22 protein-coding genes are annotated in these 16,579 nt (G+C 69.1%); all 22 read right to left on the bottom strand.

The genetic code is table 11. The features are described 5' to 3' along the window. Complete coding sequence (locus D1610_RS11620) at positions 1-474, bottom strand: hypothetical protein (RefSeq protein WP_118864358.1); 474 nt, start codon at positions 472-474, stop codon at positions 1-3. Further along, positions 474-2,111, bottom strand: coding sequence for a DUF935 domain-containing protein (locus D1610_RS11615; protein ID WP_147414323.1), 1,638 nt, complete (start codon positions 2,109-2,111; stop codon positions 474-476). The genes D1610_RS11620 and D1610_RS11615 overlap by 1 nt, the downstream gene beginning before the upstream one ends. Further along, positions 2,111-2,257 carry a hypothetical protein gene (locus D1610_RS17095; protein ID WP_182466801.1) on the bottom strand — a complete coding sequence of 49 codons (147 nt, stop codon included), beginning with the start codon at positions 2,255-2,257 and terminating at the stop codon, positions 2,111-2,113. Before D1610_RS17095 ends, D1610_RS11615 begins: the two co-directional genes overlap by 1 nt. Before the next feature lie 9 nt (positions 2,258-2,266). Further along, positions 2,267-3,790, bottom strand: a complete 1,524-nt coding sequence (locus tag D1610_RS11610; protein ID WP_118864356.1) for a phage terminase large subunit family protein — start codon at positions 3,788-3,790, stop codon at positions 2,267-2,269. Further along, positions 3,787-3,912 carry a hypothetical protein gene (locus D1610_RS17520; RefSeq protein ID WP_281268976.1) on the bottom strand — a complete coding sequence of 42 codons (126 nt, stop codon included), beginning with the start codon at positions 3,910-3,912 and terminating at the stop codon, positions 3,787-3,789. Before D1610_RS17520 ends, D1610_RS11610 begins: the two co-directional genes overlap by 4 nt. A 95-nt stretch (positions 3,913-4,007) precedes the next feature. Next, positions 4,008-4,577 carry a DUF3486 family protein gene (locus tag D1610_RS11605; protein WP_118864355.1) on the bottom strand — a complete coding sequence of 190 codons (570 nt, stop codon included), beginning with the start codon at positions 4,575-4,577 and terminating at the stop codon, positions 4,008-4,010. A gap of 1 nt (position 4,578) precedes the next feature. Next, entirely contained in the window at positions 4,579-4,881 is a 303-nt protein-coding gene (locus D1610_RS11600; protein ID WP_118864354.1) for a VpaChn25_0724 family phage protein, read from the bottom strand. Continuing rightward, a complete protein-coding gene (locus tag D1610_RS11595) occupies positions 4,878-5,249 on the bottom strand; it encodes a hypothetical protein (protein ID WP_118864353.1) in 372 nt (123 codons plus the stop codon). The genes D1610_RS11600 and D1610_RS11595 overlap by 4 nt, the downstream gene beginning before the upstream one ends. Continuing rightward, positions 5,246-5,722: a hypothetical protein gene (locus D1610_RS11590; protein ID WP_118864352.1), complete on the bottom strand. Its 477-nt coding sequence runs from the start codon at positions 5,720-5,722 to the stop codon at positions 5,246-5,248. Before D1610_RS11590 ends, D1610_RS11595 begins: the two co-directional genes overlap by 4 nt. After that, on the bottom strand, positions 5,719-9,441 hold the full coding sequence (locus D1610_RS11585; protein WP_118864351.1) for a phage head spike fiber domain-containing protein: 3,723 nt from the start codon (positions 9,439-9,441) through the stop codon (positions 5,719-5,721). Before D1610_RS11585 ends, D1610_RS11590 begins: the two co-directional genes overlap by 4 nt. Next, positions 9,432-9,683, bottom strand: a complete 252-nt coding sequence (locus D1610_RS11580; protein WP_118864350.1) for a hypothetical protein — start codon at positions 9,681-9,683, stop codon at positions 9,432-9,434. The genes D1610_RS11585 and D1610_RS11580 overlap by 10 nt, the downstream gene beginning before the upstream one ends. Further along, positions 9,637-10,182 carry a hypothetical protein gene (locus D1610_RS11575; RefSeq protein ID WP_118864349.1) on the bottom strand — a complete coding sequence of 182 codons (546 nt, stop codon included), beginning with the start codon at positions 10,180-10,182 and terminating at the stop codon, positions 9,637-9,639. The genes D1610_RS11580 and D1610_RS11575 overlap by 47 nt, the downstream gene beginning before the upstream one ends. Continuing rightward, positions 10,179-10,829 (bottom strand): glycoside hydrolase family 108 protein, encoded by a 651-nt coding sequence (locus D1610_RS11570; protein ID WP_118864348.1) that lies wholly within the window; start codon positions 10,827-10,829, stop codon positions 10,179-10,181. The genes D1610_RS11575 and D1610_RS11570 overlap by 4 nt, the downstream gene beginning before the upstream one ends. A 56-nt stretch (positions 10,830-10,885) precedes the next feature. After that, complete coding sequence (locus tag D1610_RS11565) at positions 10,886-11,305, bottom strand: hypothetical protein (protein ID WP_118864347.1); 420 nt, start codon at positions 11,303-11,305, stop codon at positions 10,886-10,888. After that, entirely contained in the window at positions 11,302-11,457 is a 156-nt protein-coding gene (locus D1610_RS17090) for a hypothetical protein (RefSeq protein WP_182466800.1), read from the bottom strand. The genes D1610_RS11565 and D1610_RS17090 overlap by 4 nt, the downstream gene beginning before the upstream one ends. Continuing rightward, entirely contained in the window at positions 11,454-12,182 is a 729-nt protein-coding gene (locus D1610_RS11560; protein ID WP_118864346.1) for a gp16 family protein, read from the bottom strand. Before D1610_RS11560 ends, D1610_RS17090 begins: the two co-directional genes overlap by 4 nt. Then, positions 12,179-12,580 carry a helix-turn-helix domain-containing protein gene (locus D1610_RS11555; protein ID WP_118864345.1) on the bottom strand — a complete coding sequence of 134 codons (402 nt, stop codon included), beginning with the start codon at positions 12,578-12,580 and terminating at the stop codon, positions 12,179-12,181. Before D1610_RS11555 ends, D1610_RS11560 begins: the two co-directional genes overlap by 4 nt. After that, on the bottom strand, positions 12,577-12,831 hold the full coding sequence (locus tag D1610_RS11550) for a hypothetical protein (RefSeq protein ID WP_118864344.1): 255 nt from the start codon (positions 12,829-12,831) through the stop codon (positions 12,577-12,579). The genes D1610_RS11555 and D1610_RS11550 overlap by 4 nt, the downstream gene beginning before the upstream one ends. Continuing rightward, positions 12,828-13,784, bottom strand: a complete 957-nt coding sequence (locus D1610_RS11545; protein ID WP_118864343.1) for an AAA family ATPase — start codon at positions 13,782-13,784, stop codon at positions 12,828-12,830. The genes D1610_RS11550 and D1610_RS11545 overlap by 4 nt, the downstream gene beginning before the upstream one ends. Positions 13,785-13,855: 71 nt before the next feature. Next, positions 13,856-14,089: a hypothetical protein gene (locus tag D1610_RS11540; protein WP_147414322.1), complete on the bottom strand. Its 234-nt coding sequence runs from the start codon at positions 14,087-14,089 to the stop codon at positions 13,856-13,858. A 44-nt stretch (positions 14,090-14,133) separates the two neighbouring features. After that, on the bottom strand, positions 14,134-16,080 hold the full coding sequence (locus D1610_RS11535) for a transposase domain-containing protein (protein WP_118864341.1): 1,947 nt from the start codon (positions 16,078-16,080) through the stop codon (positions 14,134-14,136). After that, complete coding sequence (locus D1610_RS11530) at positions 16,077-16,535, bottom strand: hypothetical protein (protein ID WP_118864340.1); 459 nt, start codon at positions 16,533-16,535, stop codon at positions 16,077-16,079. The genes D1610_RS11535 and D1610_RS11530 overlap by 4 nt, the downstream gene beginning before the upstream one ends. Positions 16,536-16,579 lie beyond the last annotated feature (44 nt).

Below are 16,579 nucleotides of genomic sequence, written 5' to 3'. Positions count from 1 at the left end.
TCAGCCTTCGATCAGCGCGCGGCCGCCGCCCACGCCGATCGCCGCGCCGGCGCCGTCGACGAGCACCGATGCGAGCCGCCACCATTCGCCCTTCGCCCGCACCCGGCCCTCGCGCGGCTGGACGAAGCCGGGCAGCGCGGCGATCACCTGGTGGCGGCCGGTCTGCGCCAGGCAGCGGTCGATCGTCGCCGACGCGTCGCGCGTGTAGATCGCGCGCCGGTCGACCGCGCCGCCGCGGAGAACCGCGTGGAGCACCGTCATCGGCCCCGGCTGGGTGACCGGCGCGGCCAGCCGCACGCGGTCGCCCTGGCCGAGCGCCGGCCCCAGCTCGACCAGCAGGCCGAGCGGCACGCCGCTCTCGTCATGGTCGAAGCGCGGGCTGCCCGCCGGCGCGGTGACGCGGATGCCGCTCGCGTTGCGATGCTGCGCGGCGATCGGCCGCGCGAAGGTGAATGCTTCGCCGAGCCCGACCATCACGCCTCTCCGCGCGCGTCGAGATCGCCGGCCAGGCGCGCCGCGAAGCCGCCGCGCGCCAGCAGCTCGGTGAACGCGGCCGGGTCCATCTCGTCGATCGCGGACGTGAGCAGGGCCCGCGCCTCCCCCAGCGTCGAGGCGGAGGCGAGCAGCTGCTCGACAGGCTCGATCAGCGGCGTGACCAGCTCCTCCCAGTCGCCCAGCGCCTCATCGGTCAGATCGTCGATCGCGTCCGGTGACGCCGGCTCGGCCGCCACGCCGCTCGCCACCGATCTCAGTTGCCCCCGTGCGGGCGATTTAAGGCCTCTAAGAGCAGGGTCGGCCGCCTCTCGGGTATCGTCGGGCCCTGGAGGCTCTGGCAGCGCCTGCTGGGCGGCCTGTGGCGGGGCGAGCAGCTCGGCGCCCTCGGCCGGCGCGGGCAGTCCGGCGCGCTCGCGCACGTCCTCCTGGCTGACCTTCAGGCCGAGCGGCACCAGGATCTGCAGCGTGCGCGACATCTTCTCGACGTCGACCTCGTCGGGCCGGCCGATCTTGAGCCGTGGATAGCGCTTGCGCGGGCCCCGATTAAGCGCGACCAGCGGCACCACCAGGTCGCGGTTGAGCGTCGCGGCGAGCAGCTTGGCGTCGGCGCGCTCGATGTCGCCGCGCACGTCGTTGTGAACCTTGTTGCCGCCATCGCCGAGCCCGCCCTCCTTGCTGTCGGTGGTGCCGGTCTGGCCGAGCACCGCCTTGGAGATCTGGCTGTCGACATATTCGGCCTTGGCCCGCCACAGATCGTTGGGCGCGGTGCCCGCCTTGGTGTCGACGAACTCGACGTCCATGCTCTTCGGGAATACCGCCGCCGCATCCGATCCGAGATCCGCGACCGCCGCCATCAGCTTGCGGATATTCTCCTCGGTCTCGCCATTGTCGTAACGGCCGACCCGGTAGGGCATGCCGTATGTTTCAAGAAACGCGACCCAATCCTTGATCGCGTAGTTCTTGAACATGTAGCCCCAGGCGGCCGCGCGGGCGATGCCCCCACGCACCGGAGAACCCGACTTCGCCTTGTGAAAATGAACGATATACTTGGCAGCGGAAAGCGGCTGCGGCCCGCCCAGGTCGCGCAGCATCAGCTTCTCAGGATCCTCGGGGTCGAACTCGAACCAGCTTGGAGGGCGCCATAGACAGCGGATCGGCAGCCAAGGAACTGAGCGAGTGTCCCAGACAAGCTCGGTGCAGCTATAGCCCTTGCCGATCGCGTCGAGGATGTCGAATATCTCCGCTTCGAGCATATCTCGCTCAAGCCAGTCGCGGACGAGCTGGGCGTCGGCCTGCTCGTCGGCGCTTTCGCCGGCCGGCTCCACCTCGATCGGCAGCTGCGCGACGGCCCGCTTCCGGGTGCCCATCACCGATTGATAATGGAGGTCCTTCTCCTCCATCTCCTCGGCCAGCTCCAGATAGGCGGTGGCGTCGCCGGCCTCCGCGTCGAGCAGCAGCCGCGCCAGGCGCTGCGGCGTCAGCCCCTGCGCGGGATGCCCGCCCATCACCTGGCGCACGCCGAAGCGCTGCGGCCCGGCGACCTCGCGCGCCAGCTCCTCGCGGCGCATCGGCGCGCCATTGGCCCACACCAGGGGCGGCGGTTTCGCGTCAGCCATCAGCCGCAGTCCGGGCACGGGTCGGTGCCGTTGCCCCAGAACCCGCCGCACACGCACAGGTCGCCGCCGCAATAGCAGTCGACCTCACCCGTATTGTGGCAGGTCTCGCACCAGCGCTCGCCATCATCGAATTCCTCATCGTCCATGACCAGTCCTCACCAGCAGCCCGGCCGATCGAAGCGCGAGCCGCGCCCCATCGGCCGAATATCGTCGGGATGCTCGCCAGCGCGTTCCAGGAACGACCGGCCGATCGCCGCCTCGCGCGATCGGCGGCCGGGGACGGAGCGATAATCGTACAGCGCCTGCGGCAGATCGGCGGCGCGGCTGGCCAGCGCATAGGCCCAGAATCGGTCGGCGTGGACCTTGCCCTCATTGACGATGCGCACGCCGCCGCCGGCGCTGTCCAGCTTCTTGATCGCGCGCAGGTCGGCTCGGGTTTTCGGGTCGGGCCGGATACGGATGAGGCCGCGCTCGAATCGCGTGGCGAGGCCGATCGCCAGATCCAGCCGCGTCGGCCCGGTCAGCAGCTGGCCGACGACGCGGGAGGAGCCGTGGCGCAGCTGCGCATCCTCGACCACCTTCTCGCCCATGCCGGTCTGATCCAGCCAGGCGGCGGCGACGCGCCGTTCGGCGAACACCTGATCCATGAACGCGTCCTGGTGCGCGAAGGTCTGGCCGAATTCCTCATAGGTGTCGCGCTGCCACAGCACGTCGCCGACCAGCTCCATCGCATATTGGATCTGGCCGTCCTTCCGCCGCGCCACGTCGCGGCCGAGATAGACCAGCCCGCCCATATACAGGTCGGCGATGCCGGCGTCGGGATGCTCGCAAGCGGCGATGTCTTCGGGCTTGAGCAGCGACCCGCTGCCCGCCTTGGGGATGCAGTCCAGCTCCTCCTCGGCGTCGTCGCCATAGGAGGCACGGATCTCGGCCTCCCACTGCTCGGCCGGGGGCAGCTCGGCGCCCTTGGTTTTCGCAACCAGGGCGACGCGATCGTAGAGTCCGTCCGCCATTGCATCGGCGAAGGTGATCGTGAGCAGCCTGCCCCGCTTTCGGCCTGCGCGCACCTCGTCGCAGAGATCGTTAAACTTGTTGGCGATGCCGTCGTGCGTCGAGACGACGATCACCTGTCCGCCCCAGATCAGGAACGCCATCGCCGCCTTGAGCACCTCGTCCACATTCTTGTGGAACGCTGCCTCGTCGCACGCGAAGATGCCCTGCTTGCCGCGCAAGGCGCGGGGCACGCTCGGCAGCGCGGTGATCTTGAAGCCGGAGGCGAAGCGGATGCGGAACGCCTGGACGCCCTCGTTCACCCCGTCGAGGTCGAGCAGCTCCTCGCCCGTGTCCTCGATTCCGATATGGAACGCGCGCGCCCACATGGCGCAGGTCTCGATGAATTCGAGCGCCATGTCCTTGTCGTAGCCCATGTACCAGCAATTCTGCCCGCCGGCGGAGATCTCGGACGCGGCCCTCAGAACGAAATACGCTGCAATCCCCCAGGTCAGCCCGATACGCCGGGACTTCTCGATCAAAACAAGGGCGGTGCCGGCGAAGAGAATATCGATCGTGCGCTGCTGATAGCGCAGCAGCAGGTCGCCGCGGGGCAGGCGCTGCAGCGTCTCTTCGCCCGCAGCATTCTCCGCCCGCCGTTCGGCGAGCCCGAGTTCGATCGCGCTCATGTGGAGCGCGCCTCATCAGCTTCCTTCGCTTCGACAGCCGCGATCGCCGCTTCTCGCGCCTGCCGGTATGCGTCAGGATCGTGGCGCAGGTTGCGATAGGTGTCGAAAACCGCGTGGTTCAAAGCTCTCGGGACGCGCCGCCAGTGCGGCCAGCACATGAGCTGATTGGGCTTGGCGTGACGGGTGCACCCCGCGATAGGGCAAGGGTTCCCGCGGCTCACCCGTCGCTCCCCAGCACGGCCTTGCGGATGAATTCGACGGTGTCGCCCGACAGGCCCTTCGATTTGGCCGCGTCCACGGCCTTCTTCGCGGCCTCTTTGGTGGCGAGGTCGCGCACCTTGATCACCATGTCGGCATTGGTCTTCTTGGCGCTCGCGAGGCTTTGCAGCGAGCGCGACAGGAACATCACGTCCTCCGCGCCGAAGGTCACCGGCTGCCCGTCCCCTTCGTCATTGGTCGCGGTGAGGAGCCGCAGCATCATCGTGTGCATCAGCTCGATGTTGAGGTCCGCCATGCGGTCCTCCGGTGCGTCGCCGACCTGCTGGACGAGCGCGGCGGCCACCTCGCGGCTGTGCTTCAGCTGCGCGCCGACATCCTCGATCGATTTGACATGGCGGCCGAGCGCCGATCGCGACGGCAGCAGCTCTGCCGCGAGCATCTTCTCCAGCTGCTCGCGGATCTCGTCGATCGTGTAGCCCTTGTCGATGCGGAGCCGGCCGATCAGCTCCTTCACCTCGGGGTCGAGGCGGTCGACGGTGGATGGCCGCCGGCGGCCGGGCGCGGGCATCTCAGGCCTTCGGAGACGGGCGCTGGACGCCGGGCACGGTCGAGGCGCCCGAAGACACGTCCAGGCCGCGCTCGGTGATGCAGGCGACCAGCAGCGCCGGCGACGGCTCTTCGATCGTCACCAGCCGCTGTTCGCGCAACCAGGCCAGCTCGCTGCGCACCTGGTCGCGGCTGGCGCGCAGGCCCATCATGCCGACGGCCTCGGCGAGGATCGACGAATTGGCGCAATAGGAGGGCGCGTTGGCCAGCACGCGCAGCAGGGTGAGCCGCAGATGCGGCAGCCAGGCGTCTTCGAGATAGCTCATTTGCCGCTCCCCCGCAGATAGTCCTCGATCCGCGTCACGGTCGCGTCGGTCCGATCGGTCAGCTTCTCGATGCCGGCGATCCGCGCATTCAGCGTCGCGATCTGGCCCTGCAGCGCGATCACCTCGCCCGAGGACGCCACGCGTTTCTCCATTTCGGTCAACTCCCCCCGCAGCCCTTCGAGATCGGATTTGAGCGCGCACCCGCCGACGTCGGTCTTGAGCGTTTTCACCTCGGCGCCGATCGTGTTGAGCTGGCGCTGGAGTTGGCCGGTGCCCACCGGATTGGAGCTGCCCCCGCGCCAGATCGCGTAGATCAGAAACGCGATGATCGCGGTGCACAGGATCAGTTCCCAGATCTGGAAATTCACTTCGGCTCTCCCCGGCGCTCGGCCCAGGCGGCCGCGCCCTTGGTCGCGATCGCGACGAATGCGTCGATGATGATGCGCGCGCCGGCGACGACGCTGCGCGCCACCAGCTCGATGAAGCCCAGCCCCGAATAGCCGAGACCGATCGCCCAGCCGAGCGCGACGATCGGCCGCTTCTCCCCCGACACGATCAGCGCCAGCACGCCCAGCACCAGCAGCCCCGTCAGCGCCGCGTTGCCCGTCCGGCCGAGCGCGGCGCCCGCGGCCGACGCCGGCGCGACCCGCCGCGCCAGCAGCACGCCGATCAGCCCGAAGATCGCCGACAACACCGGCACGTCGAAGCCGAACACGATAACCAGCGGCGGGCCGAAGCTCGGCGCGGCCGCCTGCGCCGGTAAGGCGGCATGCGCGATGCTTGCCAGCCCCGCGCCAAAGAACGGCCCGGCGACGAGGCGCAGGATCAGCTGCCCGCTCATGCCGGCACCGCCAGCGTGAACGTGTGCTGCAGCTGCGCGGGAGGCTCGATGATGCCTTCGGCGATCATCTCTTCGCCGGTGGCGAACGTCACGCGCATCACCTTGACCGCGATATCGATCGCCTCGCCGCCGCCGTCGATCACGTCGAACACGCCGTACAGGCCGCTGACCTGGCTTGCCGGCCGCGCAAAGCCGATATCCCACGCCTCGGGCCCTCCGGTTGCCGGTTCCTCGTCCATTCCCGATACGAGCACTTCGGGCATCGGCATGCCGCCGCCGGTCGCATAGTCGTTGCCCGCGCCCGTGGAGATGCCCGCGGCGTGGGTGTCGCCGGACAGCAGCAGCACCTTGCCCGCCATGTCCTGCGCCTTGAGGTAGTCGGCGATCTCGCGGCGCTCGAAGCTCCAATCCTGCCAGTTCGCCTGTCCGGGCGCGCCCAGCACGTCGGGACCGGACCAGACCAGCGACGACAGGATGACGACGGGTTGGCCGGCAGCCTTGGCGGCGACGATCTCGTCCTTGAACCACTGCTTCTGTACCGCGCCCATCAGCGTGTTGGCCGGGTTGGGCGGGTCGATCGGATCGGCGGCGGAGCGCAGGTCGAGATAGATGAACCGGAGCCGGCCGTGCGTTTCGCTCCAATACAGACCCTTCGCGGGATCGGGATCGAACGGCATCGGCCACTGTTCGCGATACGCGGTCAGCGCCTGCGCTTTGCCCGGCATCGTCCTGTCCCCGCCGTTACCGCCGAAATCGTGATCGTCGATCTGCTGACGCGTCGGCAGTTCGCGCAACTGGCGCGCGCGCGTGGGGAACAGCGCAACGCGCGCCTCATAGGGATAGAGGAACGCGCTTTCGGACGGCGTGTACGGATCGAGATAGGTCATGTCGCCAAGGTGCGAGAAGAAGAGCGCGTTCTTCGCTCGCATCAGGTCGAACATCGGCCGGTCCTGGCGTGTGTTGGTGCAGCTCCCGGCAAGAAAGCGGAAGCTGTGCGCACCCAGCTTGCTGGTGCGGAACTTGCCGCGGAGCGCGCCGATCGCGCCATTCGCCTCGATCGCAAAATAATATTGCGTGTCGGGCGTCAGGCCGCCGATCGACACGCGCGCGATCTTGCCCGTCACGGACGTTGCCGGACCGTAAAGCGGATCGCTCAGGTCCTCCGCGACGGATACGACGATCCGCGCCGTGCAGTTCCGGGTCACGCGGCCGGTGGCGATGAACGAGGTGGCGAGGTTGGCGCCCGCCCACATGTTGACCACCTCGGACGGGCCAGCGGCCGGCGCCGTCCAGTTCGGCGCGGGCAGCACCACGCTCGGCGCGGGCGTTGCCAGCTCGCGCACGCGACCATCCCGGACACGGTTGGGGATGATGCCGATGAAGTCCAGAAAGAAGCTCCCCAGCGGGGGATTGTTCGGCACCTTGCTGCCGCCGATCGCCAGGCCGGTCGGGTCGACGGGGTTGTCGCGCGGCCACGCAGGAGCCACCGGCCCTCCGTTGAAGCTGATCGTCCGGCCGAGCCGATCCTCACCGACCGCGATCGCCCAGTCGCCCCTGCCGTCGCCGCTGCCGGCGTCTCCGTTCAGGCCATTGGCGCTCCCCTGGACGATCGACGTCACGGTCATTCGCGCGGTGCCCTTGTTCGGCAGAAAGGGGGCGGTTCCAAAGAACAGCTCGAAGCTTGGCTTGCCTGCAGAGTAGTCGGCACCGAGCAGCCGGGCTTCGCTGCCGCCGCGCATATCCCGCCCGCGCATCACCAGCGTGTAGTCACCGCCGACGAGCAGCGCCTGGACGCTCGCCGGCAGCACCAGGTCATCGAGTGCGGTTGTCGCGATCTGCGCGGTCAACGGATTGTGATGCACCGCCAGTCCGTGCGGCAGCTCGGCCTGACCGGCATCGGCGGTGAGTCCCCACCACGCCATCTCGCTCACCCCGTCGCCCGTATAATCGGTCACGCCGTCGGCGTCGCTCATGCCCCATCTGAGAGCGTAGGTTCCGCTAGAAAATCCGGTCCAGAACAGCCCGACGCGCCAGTGATCCGGGAACTCCTCGATCTCGACCGTACAGCCGGCGCCGATCGTGCCGAACGCGCCGGTTGCGGGGTCGAACCACGCGATCGCGGCGGCGGAGGCCGGCCGCGCGTCGAGATACGCTCGACGAGTAGCCGACTTCGGTACGAAGCCGGTCATACGGCCGGTATTCGTGGAACCGGTCTTGGTCACCGACTGGGTGATGGCGTGCGGACCGGTCGATGCATCCTCGATCAGCGGTCGCTGCGACTGCTTGCCGTCGGGTCCGACGGCCGCCGCGCCGATGGTTGCGCCGGTTTTGGTCCAGACTGCTTGTGAGGGATCGAGATTGTAGCGAAGCAGGTTGCCCGTCGCGATCGAGCGCCGGAACATCGGCCTGCCGTGGCGGTGGTCGATCGCCAGCTCGCGCAGCACGCTGTGGGCGGCATCTGTCTTCTCATACGCGACGATGGCGTCGCCTCGGGTCACCTGCGCGCCGCCGAGATACATTCCGCCGCCATTGCCGTTCGGCGTCAGGTCCGATCCGGCGGCGAGGCGAACGGTGAAGGTCGAGTTTTGCACGTCGGAGACGAGCCGGGCGCGATAGACGCCTCCGCCCAGGTCGGTGAGCGTCGCGTCGCGATGGAGCGCGTGTGAGGTCCCGACCGTGCCGGTGGCCAGGTCGAAGAAGGTGTCACCGTGCTGCGTGCCGATCACCAGCATCGAAAGCTCGGCCGCCTTCGCCTCGATCGCGAACGCGTGCGTCTGATAATCGAAGGTCGACACGGTGGCGATCCGCGCCGCCGTATTGTTGGCGACCTGGTTGACCTTGGTAAGCGTGGCCCCGCTGGGCGATACGAGCTGGTCGGCCAGCGTCACGCCGGTCTTGGTCCACTCTGCGCCGGAGAAATCCTCCGACTTGCGGATCAGGTTGCGACCGTCGTTGAAGTCGCGAAAAAGCCCGTCCTGGTCGACCACGAAGCGGGACCGATTGTCGACGCTGTAATTCGCCAGCCAATCCAGCTGCGCGGCAAGCGATGGCAGCGTGGCGTCCTCGGCGTCGGGCAGCGCATAGGAGTTCGCGCCGAAATCAGCCCAGGCGGCCATTCCGGCGTATTTCGAAGCGATGCCGGGCATCGGCTCGACGACGCTGCCGTCATTGTCCCAGCGCCATGCGGACCCATCGGAATAGGCGGGGCGGGGCGTATCGGAATAGTCGTCGATCAACAGGAAGCGCGCCGGGTCTGGATCTGGCAGGTCGAGAATCGGGTGCGGGCCGGCCGCGATGAGCGCCACCGCATCACCGAGTTGCTCGGCCGCATCGTCCAGCTGCTCGGTCTGCTCGGCGATCGCCACAAGCGCTGCGACCGTCGCCGCGTCGACTTCGGCCTTGGCCTGGGCGCCAAGCTTCTCGAACTGCACCCATTCCCCAGCCCCTTCGGCGCCGGTCTTGCGATACCAGCCGCAGCTGGCCGGCGTCGGATCGGCGAACACCAGCGCCACCTCGTTGGCGGGGTGCGCCAGGTCGGCCGCCAGATCGGCCGCCGTCTCCTTCGCGGTGTCGGTCGCGATCAGCTTGCCCAGCAGGTTCTTGAGCGCGACCTTGCCCGCCGGCCCGCCCGGCTCCTGGGCGATCGTCCAGGCGTCGGGCGAGACCGCGGCCAGCTCGGGCAGCTGCTCGATATCGCGCGTCTCGATCGTCACGGGCATTCGGCCCTGGCGTCGGCCAGGCGCTGCTCGAGCAGCGCCTCACGGTCCCAGCGCGCCGACAGCCAGGCCAGCGTCTCGTCGCTCGCGACGATCGCCGCCCCGGCCGGCATCGCGACCTGCGCCGGGATGTCGAGCAGCAGCTCGGCCGGGCAGACGGTGCGGGTTACCGTGCGCGTCTGGACGACTGGATCGGGCTCAATCGCCGGGCGTGCCTGCGGCGAGTGCGCGCAGGCACTCAGCATCGCAAGCCACGCGGCCATCGGCAGCGCGAGGCGCTGCGGCAAGCGTCGAGGCATTGGCGGCTTTCCTTGTTGCTTGGGCGGTGGCGCGCGCTTCGGCGCGGGCGACGGCGTCGCTCAATGTCTCGTCGGATCGCGCGAGCTGGCCCTGGGCATCGGCAAGATCGCCCTCAGCGGCGATCAGTTCGGCGAACAGCCGCTTTGTGGCGCCCGAGCAGCTCGCGCGAAGGGCGAATTCGTCGCGCGTCTTCGCGCCGGACCGGTCGCGCGCCTTCGGCTCCAGCGCCGCGTCGCACACGTCGGCGCGGCGCATCACGGTGATTGCGCCCTTCAGCCCCGGCTCGCACGGCTCCACGTCCTTCGCGGGATCCAGCGAGGCGGCGATGCACCGCTCGTGCGCCGCGTCCTGCTCGCGCAGGTCGATCCAGTCGAGCACGACATAGCCGAGCCCGGCGAGCAGCACCGCCGGCCCGAGCCATTTGAGCAAGGTCAGCCAGTTCACCAGTTCCTCCCCAGTTCGTCGGCGCGCCGCAGCCAGCCCTTCAGGAAGCGATTCTGGCTGGGATCGGCCGAAGCGATCGCGCGGTAGCGGAGCTTTGCCGCATCGCGGAACGCGCCGACCAGGCCGGGCATGCCGGGATGCGGCTGTTCGAGCAGCTGGGCCAGCTCGGAACGCGTGGCCGGCCCGATCACACCGTCGACCACGAGCTTGGGCTGCCCGGCGAACAGCAGTGCATTGATCGATTGCTGCAGCATCTTGCCCGCCGCGCGCGCGCCGCCATTCACCGCCTGGTCGAACACCATCTCGCCGATCGGGCGCGGGAGCAGCTCGATGTCGAGCCGCCGCCAGAAGCACCGGTGGTAGAGATAGCGCGCGTCGCCGATCGTCAGCTTGCGGATGTCCGCGCCGTCGATGTCGCCGTCCATGTCGAGATCGAAGTCGGCGATGCCGTCGGCGTCGAGATCGATCCGCCCTTCGCTCGCCAGGAAGCGGAGCGAGATGCCGTACTTGGTCTCGCCGCCGCGATCGACCGGATCGTTGACGTGTCCGCCCTCGACGCCGAGCAGGCGGTCGAACGCCACGCCGAAGCGGCGCGACCAGGCCCACACCTCGATATCGGTTGCGATGATGTCTGATTCTTGCCCCATCGCCGATGCTATGGCGGCAGAGCGGGGCGATCTCGTACCTGACAAATGTCAGGTGGTCAGGGGGTCTCGAACAGGTCGGGCTGGCCGTCGTCGGCGTCGCCGTCCGAATCGGCCTCGTCGCGCGCCAACATCCGGTAGATGTGCCGCTCGGTAAAGTCGGTGGCGAGCGCCACGTCGGCGATGCGGATCTCGCCGCCCGATTCCTTCGCTTGGCGCGCCAGCTCCAGCGCGCGCTGCCGGCGCGCATGCGCCTTGGGCAGCTTGATTACCCTGCCGTGGTAATACTCGGCCAGGCGCGCCGACGCCGCCGGACCGATCGCCACCATGATCGGATTGTGGCGGCCGATCAGCTTGGGGATGTAGAGGTCGGTCCCGCCCAGCGCGTCGACCAGCTTGCGCGCGGCGTCGGGGCCGATCACCTGCGTGATCTCCCCCAGCTCGCCCGCGGCGGCCGAAATGGCGCGGTGCGCGTTCACGCCAGCAGCTGCGCCAGCACCGCGGCGATCGCGCCCAGGGCGAACCAGACGAGGCGGCGGGGCGGCCGGCGGCGGCCGCTCGCCAGCAGCGGCAGCGAGGCGAATTCGACCGATTCGACCGGCTCGCGCGCGAAATAGCGAGGCGCGCTCACCGGACCAGCTCCAGCGCGGAGACCGGCTTCATCGGTGCGCGGCGCGCCTGGGCGAACGCCTGGACGACGCGGTCGGCGTCCTCGGCGCTCGCCTGCCACCAGCCGCCCCCGATCTCGACGCCTGCCAGCCGCTCGGCGGCGAGCAGGATGTCCCAGTGGTGCGGGATCAGGCCCTCATGCTTCAGCATCGCGAACAGCCGCTCGGCCAGCCGGCGCTTGAGGATGCGCGCCTTGGCCGCGGGCGCGACGCCTTCCAGATGCTGGTCCCAACCGGCGCGCTGGGCCATCGCCTTCAGCGCCTCGATCAGCTTGTAGCCCCAGGCCTGGTTGGCCCAGTGCCACTTGACCACGCCGAGCTGGCGCGCGGCGAACGCCTCCAGCGCCTGCTCGCTCGGGTTCTCGACCACGCCGAGCTGGTGGAGCGAGATCCACATCGCCCGCGCCTTCAGCGCCACCGGATGCATCGCCGGCTTCGCCTTGCCGTCGGCCTTGGCCCGGAAGCCCAGCCGGGTCAGCTCGGCGACGACGCGCTCCAGCTCGGCGTCGGACATCGCGCCGGCGCTGTCGAGGCCGGTGACGCGGATCAGCACCGCGCGATAATCGTCCTCGGTCAGCCCGAGCTGCTTCTGCGCGATGTGGATCTTGGCGAGCATCCCGCGCCGGCGCTGCTGGGCGGGGTTGAACTGGGCCTTTCCGGCCTGCCCTGAGCTACGTCGAAGGGTCATTGCGGTCCTCCCGAAAAGCGGTCGATCATGCGGTTGGTGAGCGCGCGGAACGCCGGATCCCGCAGCCGCAGCTGCTCAGCGCGGCGAAGCTGGTAGAGCGCGACGGTGTGGTCGCGCCCGCCGATCGAGCGGCCGATGACGGAGGAGCTGCACGCCAAAATCGTGCGGGCGCCCCAGGTGATGGCAAATCGCGCGCGCGCCTGCCTGGCGGTGCGGCCCTCTCCGATAATCTCGCGTCGCGACACTCCGGTCTCGAACGCCACCCAGGCGATGATGTCGGCGATCGTCCACCGGCGGTCGAGATCGCCCTCGACCGTGATCGTCACGCCCCGGCCGAGCGCGTTGATCGCGGCGATCGCCGCGGCGTCGAGCGGCAGCGACAGGCGGAGCGGCGTCATCGCGCCGGCCCCACCAGCGCGCCGATCGCCACCGCGATCAGCGGCACCACGACGAGAATGGCGGTCGCGACGGCAAGGGCTCCGCCTGCCGCGAGCGCGAAATCGAGCGGCCCGGTGCCCCACAGGATCGCCCACGCCTTGCGCCAGCCGCGATGCGGAGTCGTCGCGGCGATCACCGAGCGCGGCGAAAGGCCGAACTGGCGCGCCGCTTCGTCGACGCGGCGGCGCTCCTGGGCGGAACGCCCCCTCATGCCGCGAGCTGCCGGGTCGACAGATGCGACCAGGCGTCCTGCAGATGCGCGAGCTTCAGCGCGTCGTTCTCGGCGGCCGCGAGCATGTGCGCGGTTTCCATCACCATCGTACAGGTGCGGAGAGCGCCCGGCCGCTTGGCGACATCGGCCAGGAACCCGCGCTGGTCGGCCGCATCGACCCTCCAGGCATCGGCTAGCGCGGCGGCGTCGCCCTCCATCGGCCCGCGCGCGATGAAGCGGTTGGCGACACGGCTGGCGAGGCGCGCGAACGCGTCCTTCTTGCTGCCCAGTTCCAGGCGGAGCAGCACGTCTTCGTTGCCCACCAGCGCGACGCCGATGCCGGTCTCGTCGTGCCATCCGCGGACTTCCTCCAGCGCCTTTTCGCCGAGATTCTGCGCCTCATCGATCACCAGCAGTCCGCCGGTGCCGCGCACCAGCCGCTCGATGCGGGTGGTCAGCGCGAGCGGCGTGCCCTTGGCGTCCGGCTCGCCCATCGAAGCGAGTATCTTGACCTGCATGGTCATGATTCCGCCGGTCGAAGGCTTCATGGTGGCGCGCCACACCTGCGGGACGCTCGCCTGGTAGTTCTTGACCGCCTCGGTCTTGCCCAGGCCGGGAGCGGTCGCGATCACCGTGATCCGGCCCCGATGCGCCACCTGCAGCATGGTGGTCACGCGGCGCGAGGTCGGCGTCTCGAAATAATTGGGCCGGTCGGGCATCGCGATCGCCAGCTCGGCCTGGCTCGTCAGCAGCTGGCGGTAGGAGAACACCGCGCGCGCGATCCGCTCGTTGTCGCCATTGTAGCTGTTGAGCGCGAAGGGAGAGAGGGTGCCGCCAGGAATACCCATCTTCGGGCCGATCTCGGACCAGCTGAGCCGGGTGTCCGCCTTGTAGGCATTGAGCCAGGCGCGCTCGGCCTCGACGTCGATGGCTAGAGTGTCGGGATTGTTCATGATACGCGTCCTTTCGTGCTTGGGCACACAAGGCCGCGGCCGGGCTTCCACCCCGGTCGCGGCCCATTTCGTCAGAGATCGATGAAGGTCATTGCGACTTCGGCGTCGGCATCGACGTCGACGACGGTCGGCCGGAAATCGCCGTCAGGCATCTCGATGAGCGTGACGGTCGCCGCCGATTCATAATCCTGCAGGCCAAGCTCTTCGGGTAAGATCCCAAAGGGCAGACCAGCATTCACAGATGTGATCATTGCGGCCTGCGAATTGCCCATCGCGTTGGAGTAAATTGCCAGCCATCTGGTCATTTGCGTTCTCCTCTTCTCAGCCGGGAATGCGCCCGGCACGCTGTTCACCGGACCACCCGGAGCGCCGCTCCGAGCCGGTCGATGACGGGGTTGAGAGGCGCTTCACGCGCCTCTGAAGCGGGCTTCAGCGCCGCCGCGGCGCGGCCGCGCGGCTGGTGGCGGACCATCCGCACCGCGCCCGGCGCGGGCAGCTGCTCCTCGTCGGCATGGTCTGGCAGCATTGCCGCGAGATCGGCGGCGGCGATCAGGTCCTGCAGCTGCTCGGCCTCGCGCACGTGGCGGCGTAGTTCCTTTTCCTGCCGCGCGCGGTCCTTTGCCGACGCCATGTCGAAGAAGCCTGTCGGCGCGATCGGCTCGGCGGCGCAGATGTAGCGGCCCGTCCGATCGTAGACGTGGATCGCCTGGTGTAGGTTGTCGGGATCGAACCGTACCGTCAGCTTCTTGCCGGCATGGTCGGCCAGCTCGCTCGCCCAGTAGCGGTTGCCGGCGATCTTCAGCTCGCCCGACTTGCGATCGGCCGACAGCTGCTCCCCGGTCAGCAGCGCCATGCGCATCTGCTCGGGCGTCGCCTTGCCGATCGCCGACGCGGCGTAGCTCTCGGCGAACACGTCGTCGAAGCTGCGGCCGTTCGCCACTTCGGTGCGTCGGCCGGCGCGCGCATTGTGCGCGGCGATGCCCTTGGCGACGACGGCGCGGAACACGTCGATCGGCACTGCCTTCTCGCCGTAATTCTCGGGCTTCGCGTCGGGGCGGTTGCCCGTATAGGCCCCCGCGAACGCCGGGTGCTTGGCCACCGCATCGCATAGGTCGCGAAAAGCGCGCTCGATCGGCTTGGACTGGCCGCGATAAGGCTGCGCCCAGTGCAGCTTGATCCCGAGCCCGGTGAGCAGCCCGGTCGGCTCGTCTTCCTTGATCTTGAAGCGGAACCTAGTCTCCGCGCCGCCCGAAATCCATTTCGATGCGAACGCCCGGCCATTGTCCATCAGGCATTCGGCGGGAATGCCGAAATCGCGGAACAGGTCGGCGAAGGCGAGCCTGGTCAGCACCGCGCTCTCGGTTTCGGCGATGCGCCAAGCGAGAATCTTGCGGCTGTAGATGTCCTGGATCGCAACCATGGTCGGCCGGCCGATCGTGCCGTCGGGCCAGCGGACGAACACGTCCCAGCGGTGGCCGTCGATATTGACCGCCTGCATCGCATGCATCGCCGAAACCGAGCGCTGTTGCGGCGGCAGCATCGCTCGCAGGGCTTCCGCGCCCTCGCGCCTGGCGACGACGAGCTGGGGAGGGATGTCGCGCTCCAGCCTCCGCTGCAGCGTGCGCTGATGTGGCAGCGTAACGCCCATCGCCTTGGCCTGCTCGGCCGCGCGACGGTAGCAGCTCGAAAAGGTCGGTCGCTCAGCGCGCAGATAGTCCGAAACCAGCGTGCGCCAGATATGGGGTTCCACGTCCACTTCATTTCCTCCACCGGCGCGTCGGGGGGCGAGCGCCGGCAGCCGGTCGGCCAGCGGCACGCCATCGATCAGTGTCAGCCAGGTCCAGATCGTCGAGCTGCCGGCGCACGTCCGATCGGCGACCAGCGCGATCGCCGCCGTGCGGGTGAGCCCCGCCGCCTCATGCGCCTCGATCGCCTCGATCGCCGCCATCCGGCGCTGCGCCTCGGCCTTCACCTTGTCGCTCTGCCGCTCCAGCCAGGCCCAACCCGGCGAGCGCGCGTCGTTGGCCGGTCGTGGCGCGCTCTCGCCCATCGCGATGCCGCGATCGACCAGCGCGGTGCGCGCGGCCGCGGGCAGGATGCCGATATGGAATTCCAGCCCGCCGCCCCGGCCGGCGCGCGGCCGCGCCAGCGGCTGCCCGTCCACATCGACCCGCAGCGCCCAGCGTTCGATGGTGGCGCGCTCGTTGATCTTGCGCTTGGCCTTGGACAGGCCGGGCAAGGCGAGCGCGGCCAGCTCGGCCGCCGTGAACCACTGCTTCCCCCCCGTCGCGATCAAGCGTCGTTCCCCCTGAAAATCGGTGTCGTTCGCTGTTGGACGGCGCGGATTTCGGCGTCGATCTGGCGCTTGCGCGCCTGCAGATGGCCGAGCAGCGCCGCATTGATCTCCTCGCCCACCAGCACCGCCGCGCCGATCCGGCGCAGCAGCTGGTCGAGCAGGTCGAACCGCTCGGTCACCGCGATCAGCGCCAGCGCCCGGCCGAAGGAGATGTTGTGTCCCTCTCGCGCCGGCGAGGCGTAAGCGTCGAGCATCAGCCGGCTCACCGGCTCGCTCAACAGCGCCGTCATCGCCCCCGCGATCTCGTCGCGCGAGCGCACGTCGTCCTTCAGCGCGGTGCCGACGATGCCCGCCACGGCGCGGTCCAGCCCCGCCAGCTGAGCGTCGCCACGCGCCGGCTGCGGCGCCTCAAATGCAAACGCGATCTGATCGGGATGCGTTCTAACTTTACGCACCGTGCGCCTCCCAACCCGAGCAGGCCGGCGAAGAAACCCGAATG

Origin of the sequence: Sphingomonas gilva (genome assembly GCF_003515075.1) — a bacterium.
Classification (GTDB): Bacteria; Pseudomonadota; Alphaproteobacteria; order Sphingomonadales; family Sphingomonadaceae; genus Sphingomonas; species Sphingomonas gilva.
This window is presented reverse-complemented; position numbering and strand designations above follow the sequence as displayed.

What these genes read in the sequence shown, in the direction of transcription:
- D1610_RS11610 (WP_118864356.1), bottom strand. Translation starts at nt 3,790, where the DNA reads ATGAGCGCGATCGAACTCGGGCTCGCCGAACGGCGGGCGGAGAATGCT.
- D1610_RS11545 (WP_118864343.1), bottom strand. Translation starts at nt 13,784, where the DNA reads ATGAACAATCCCGACACTCTAGCCATCGACGTCGAGGCCGAGCGCGCC.
- D1610_RS11580 (WP_118864350.1), bottom strand. Translation starts at nt 9,683, where the DNA reads ATGCTGAGTGCCTGCGCGCACTCGCCGCAGGCACGCCCGGCGATTGAG.
- D1610_RS17095 (WP_182466801.1), bottom strand. Translation starts at nt 2,257, where the DNA reads ATGGACGATGAGGAATTCGATGATGGCGAGCGCTGGTGCGAGACCTGC.
- D1610_RS11555 (WP_118864345.1), bottom strand. Translation starts at nt 12,580, where the DNA reads ATGACGCCGCTCCGCCTGTCGCTGCCGCTCGACGCCGCGGCGATCGCC.
- D1610_RS11605 (WP_118864355.1), bottom strand. Translation starts at nt 4,577, where the DNA reads ATGCCCGCGCCCGGCCGCCGGCGGCCATCCACCGTCGACCGCCTCGAC.
- D1610_RS11590 (WP_118864352.1), bottom strand. Translation starts at nt 5,722, where the DNA reads ATGAGCGGGCAGCTGATCCTGCGCCTCGTCGCCGGGCCGTTCTTTGGC.
- D1610_RS11540 (WP_147414322.1), bottom strand. Translation starts at nt 14,089, where the DNA reads ATGACCAGATGGCTGGCAATTTACTCCAACGCGATGGGCAATTCGCAG.
- D1610_RS11600 (WP_118864354.1), bottom strand. Translation starts at nt 4,881, where the DNA reads ATGAGCTATCTCGAAGACGCCTGGCTGCCGCATCTGCGGCTCACCCTG.
- D1610_RS11560 (WP_118864346.1), bottom strand. Translation starts at nt 12,182, where the DNA reads ATGACCCTTCGACGTAGCTCAGGGCAGGCCGGAAAGGCCCAGTTCAAC.
- D1610_RS11620 (WP_118864358.1), bottom strand. Translation starts at nt 474, where the DNA reads ATGGTCGGGCTCGGCGAAGCATTCACCTTCGCGCGGCCGATCGCCGCG.
- D1610_RS11615 (WP_147414323.1), bottom strand. Translation starts at nt 2,111, where the DNA reads ATGGCTGACGCGAAACCGCCGCCCCTGGTGTGGGCCAATGGCGCGCCG.
- D1610_RS11585 (WP_118864351.1), bottom strand. Translation starts at nt 9,441, where the DNA reads ATGCCCGTGACGATCGAGACGCGCGATATCGAGCAGCTGCCCGAGCTG.
- D1610_RS11570 (WP_118864348.1), bottom strand. Translation starts at nt 10,829, where the DNA reads ATGGGGCAAGAATCAGACATCATCGCAACCGATATCGAGGTGTGGGCC.
- D1610_RS11550 (WP_118864344.1), bottom strand. Translation starts at nt 12,831, where the DNA reads ATGAGGGGGCGTTCCGCCCAGGAGCGCCGCCGCGTCGACGAAGCGGCG.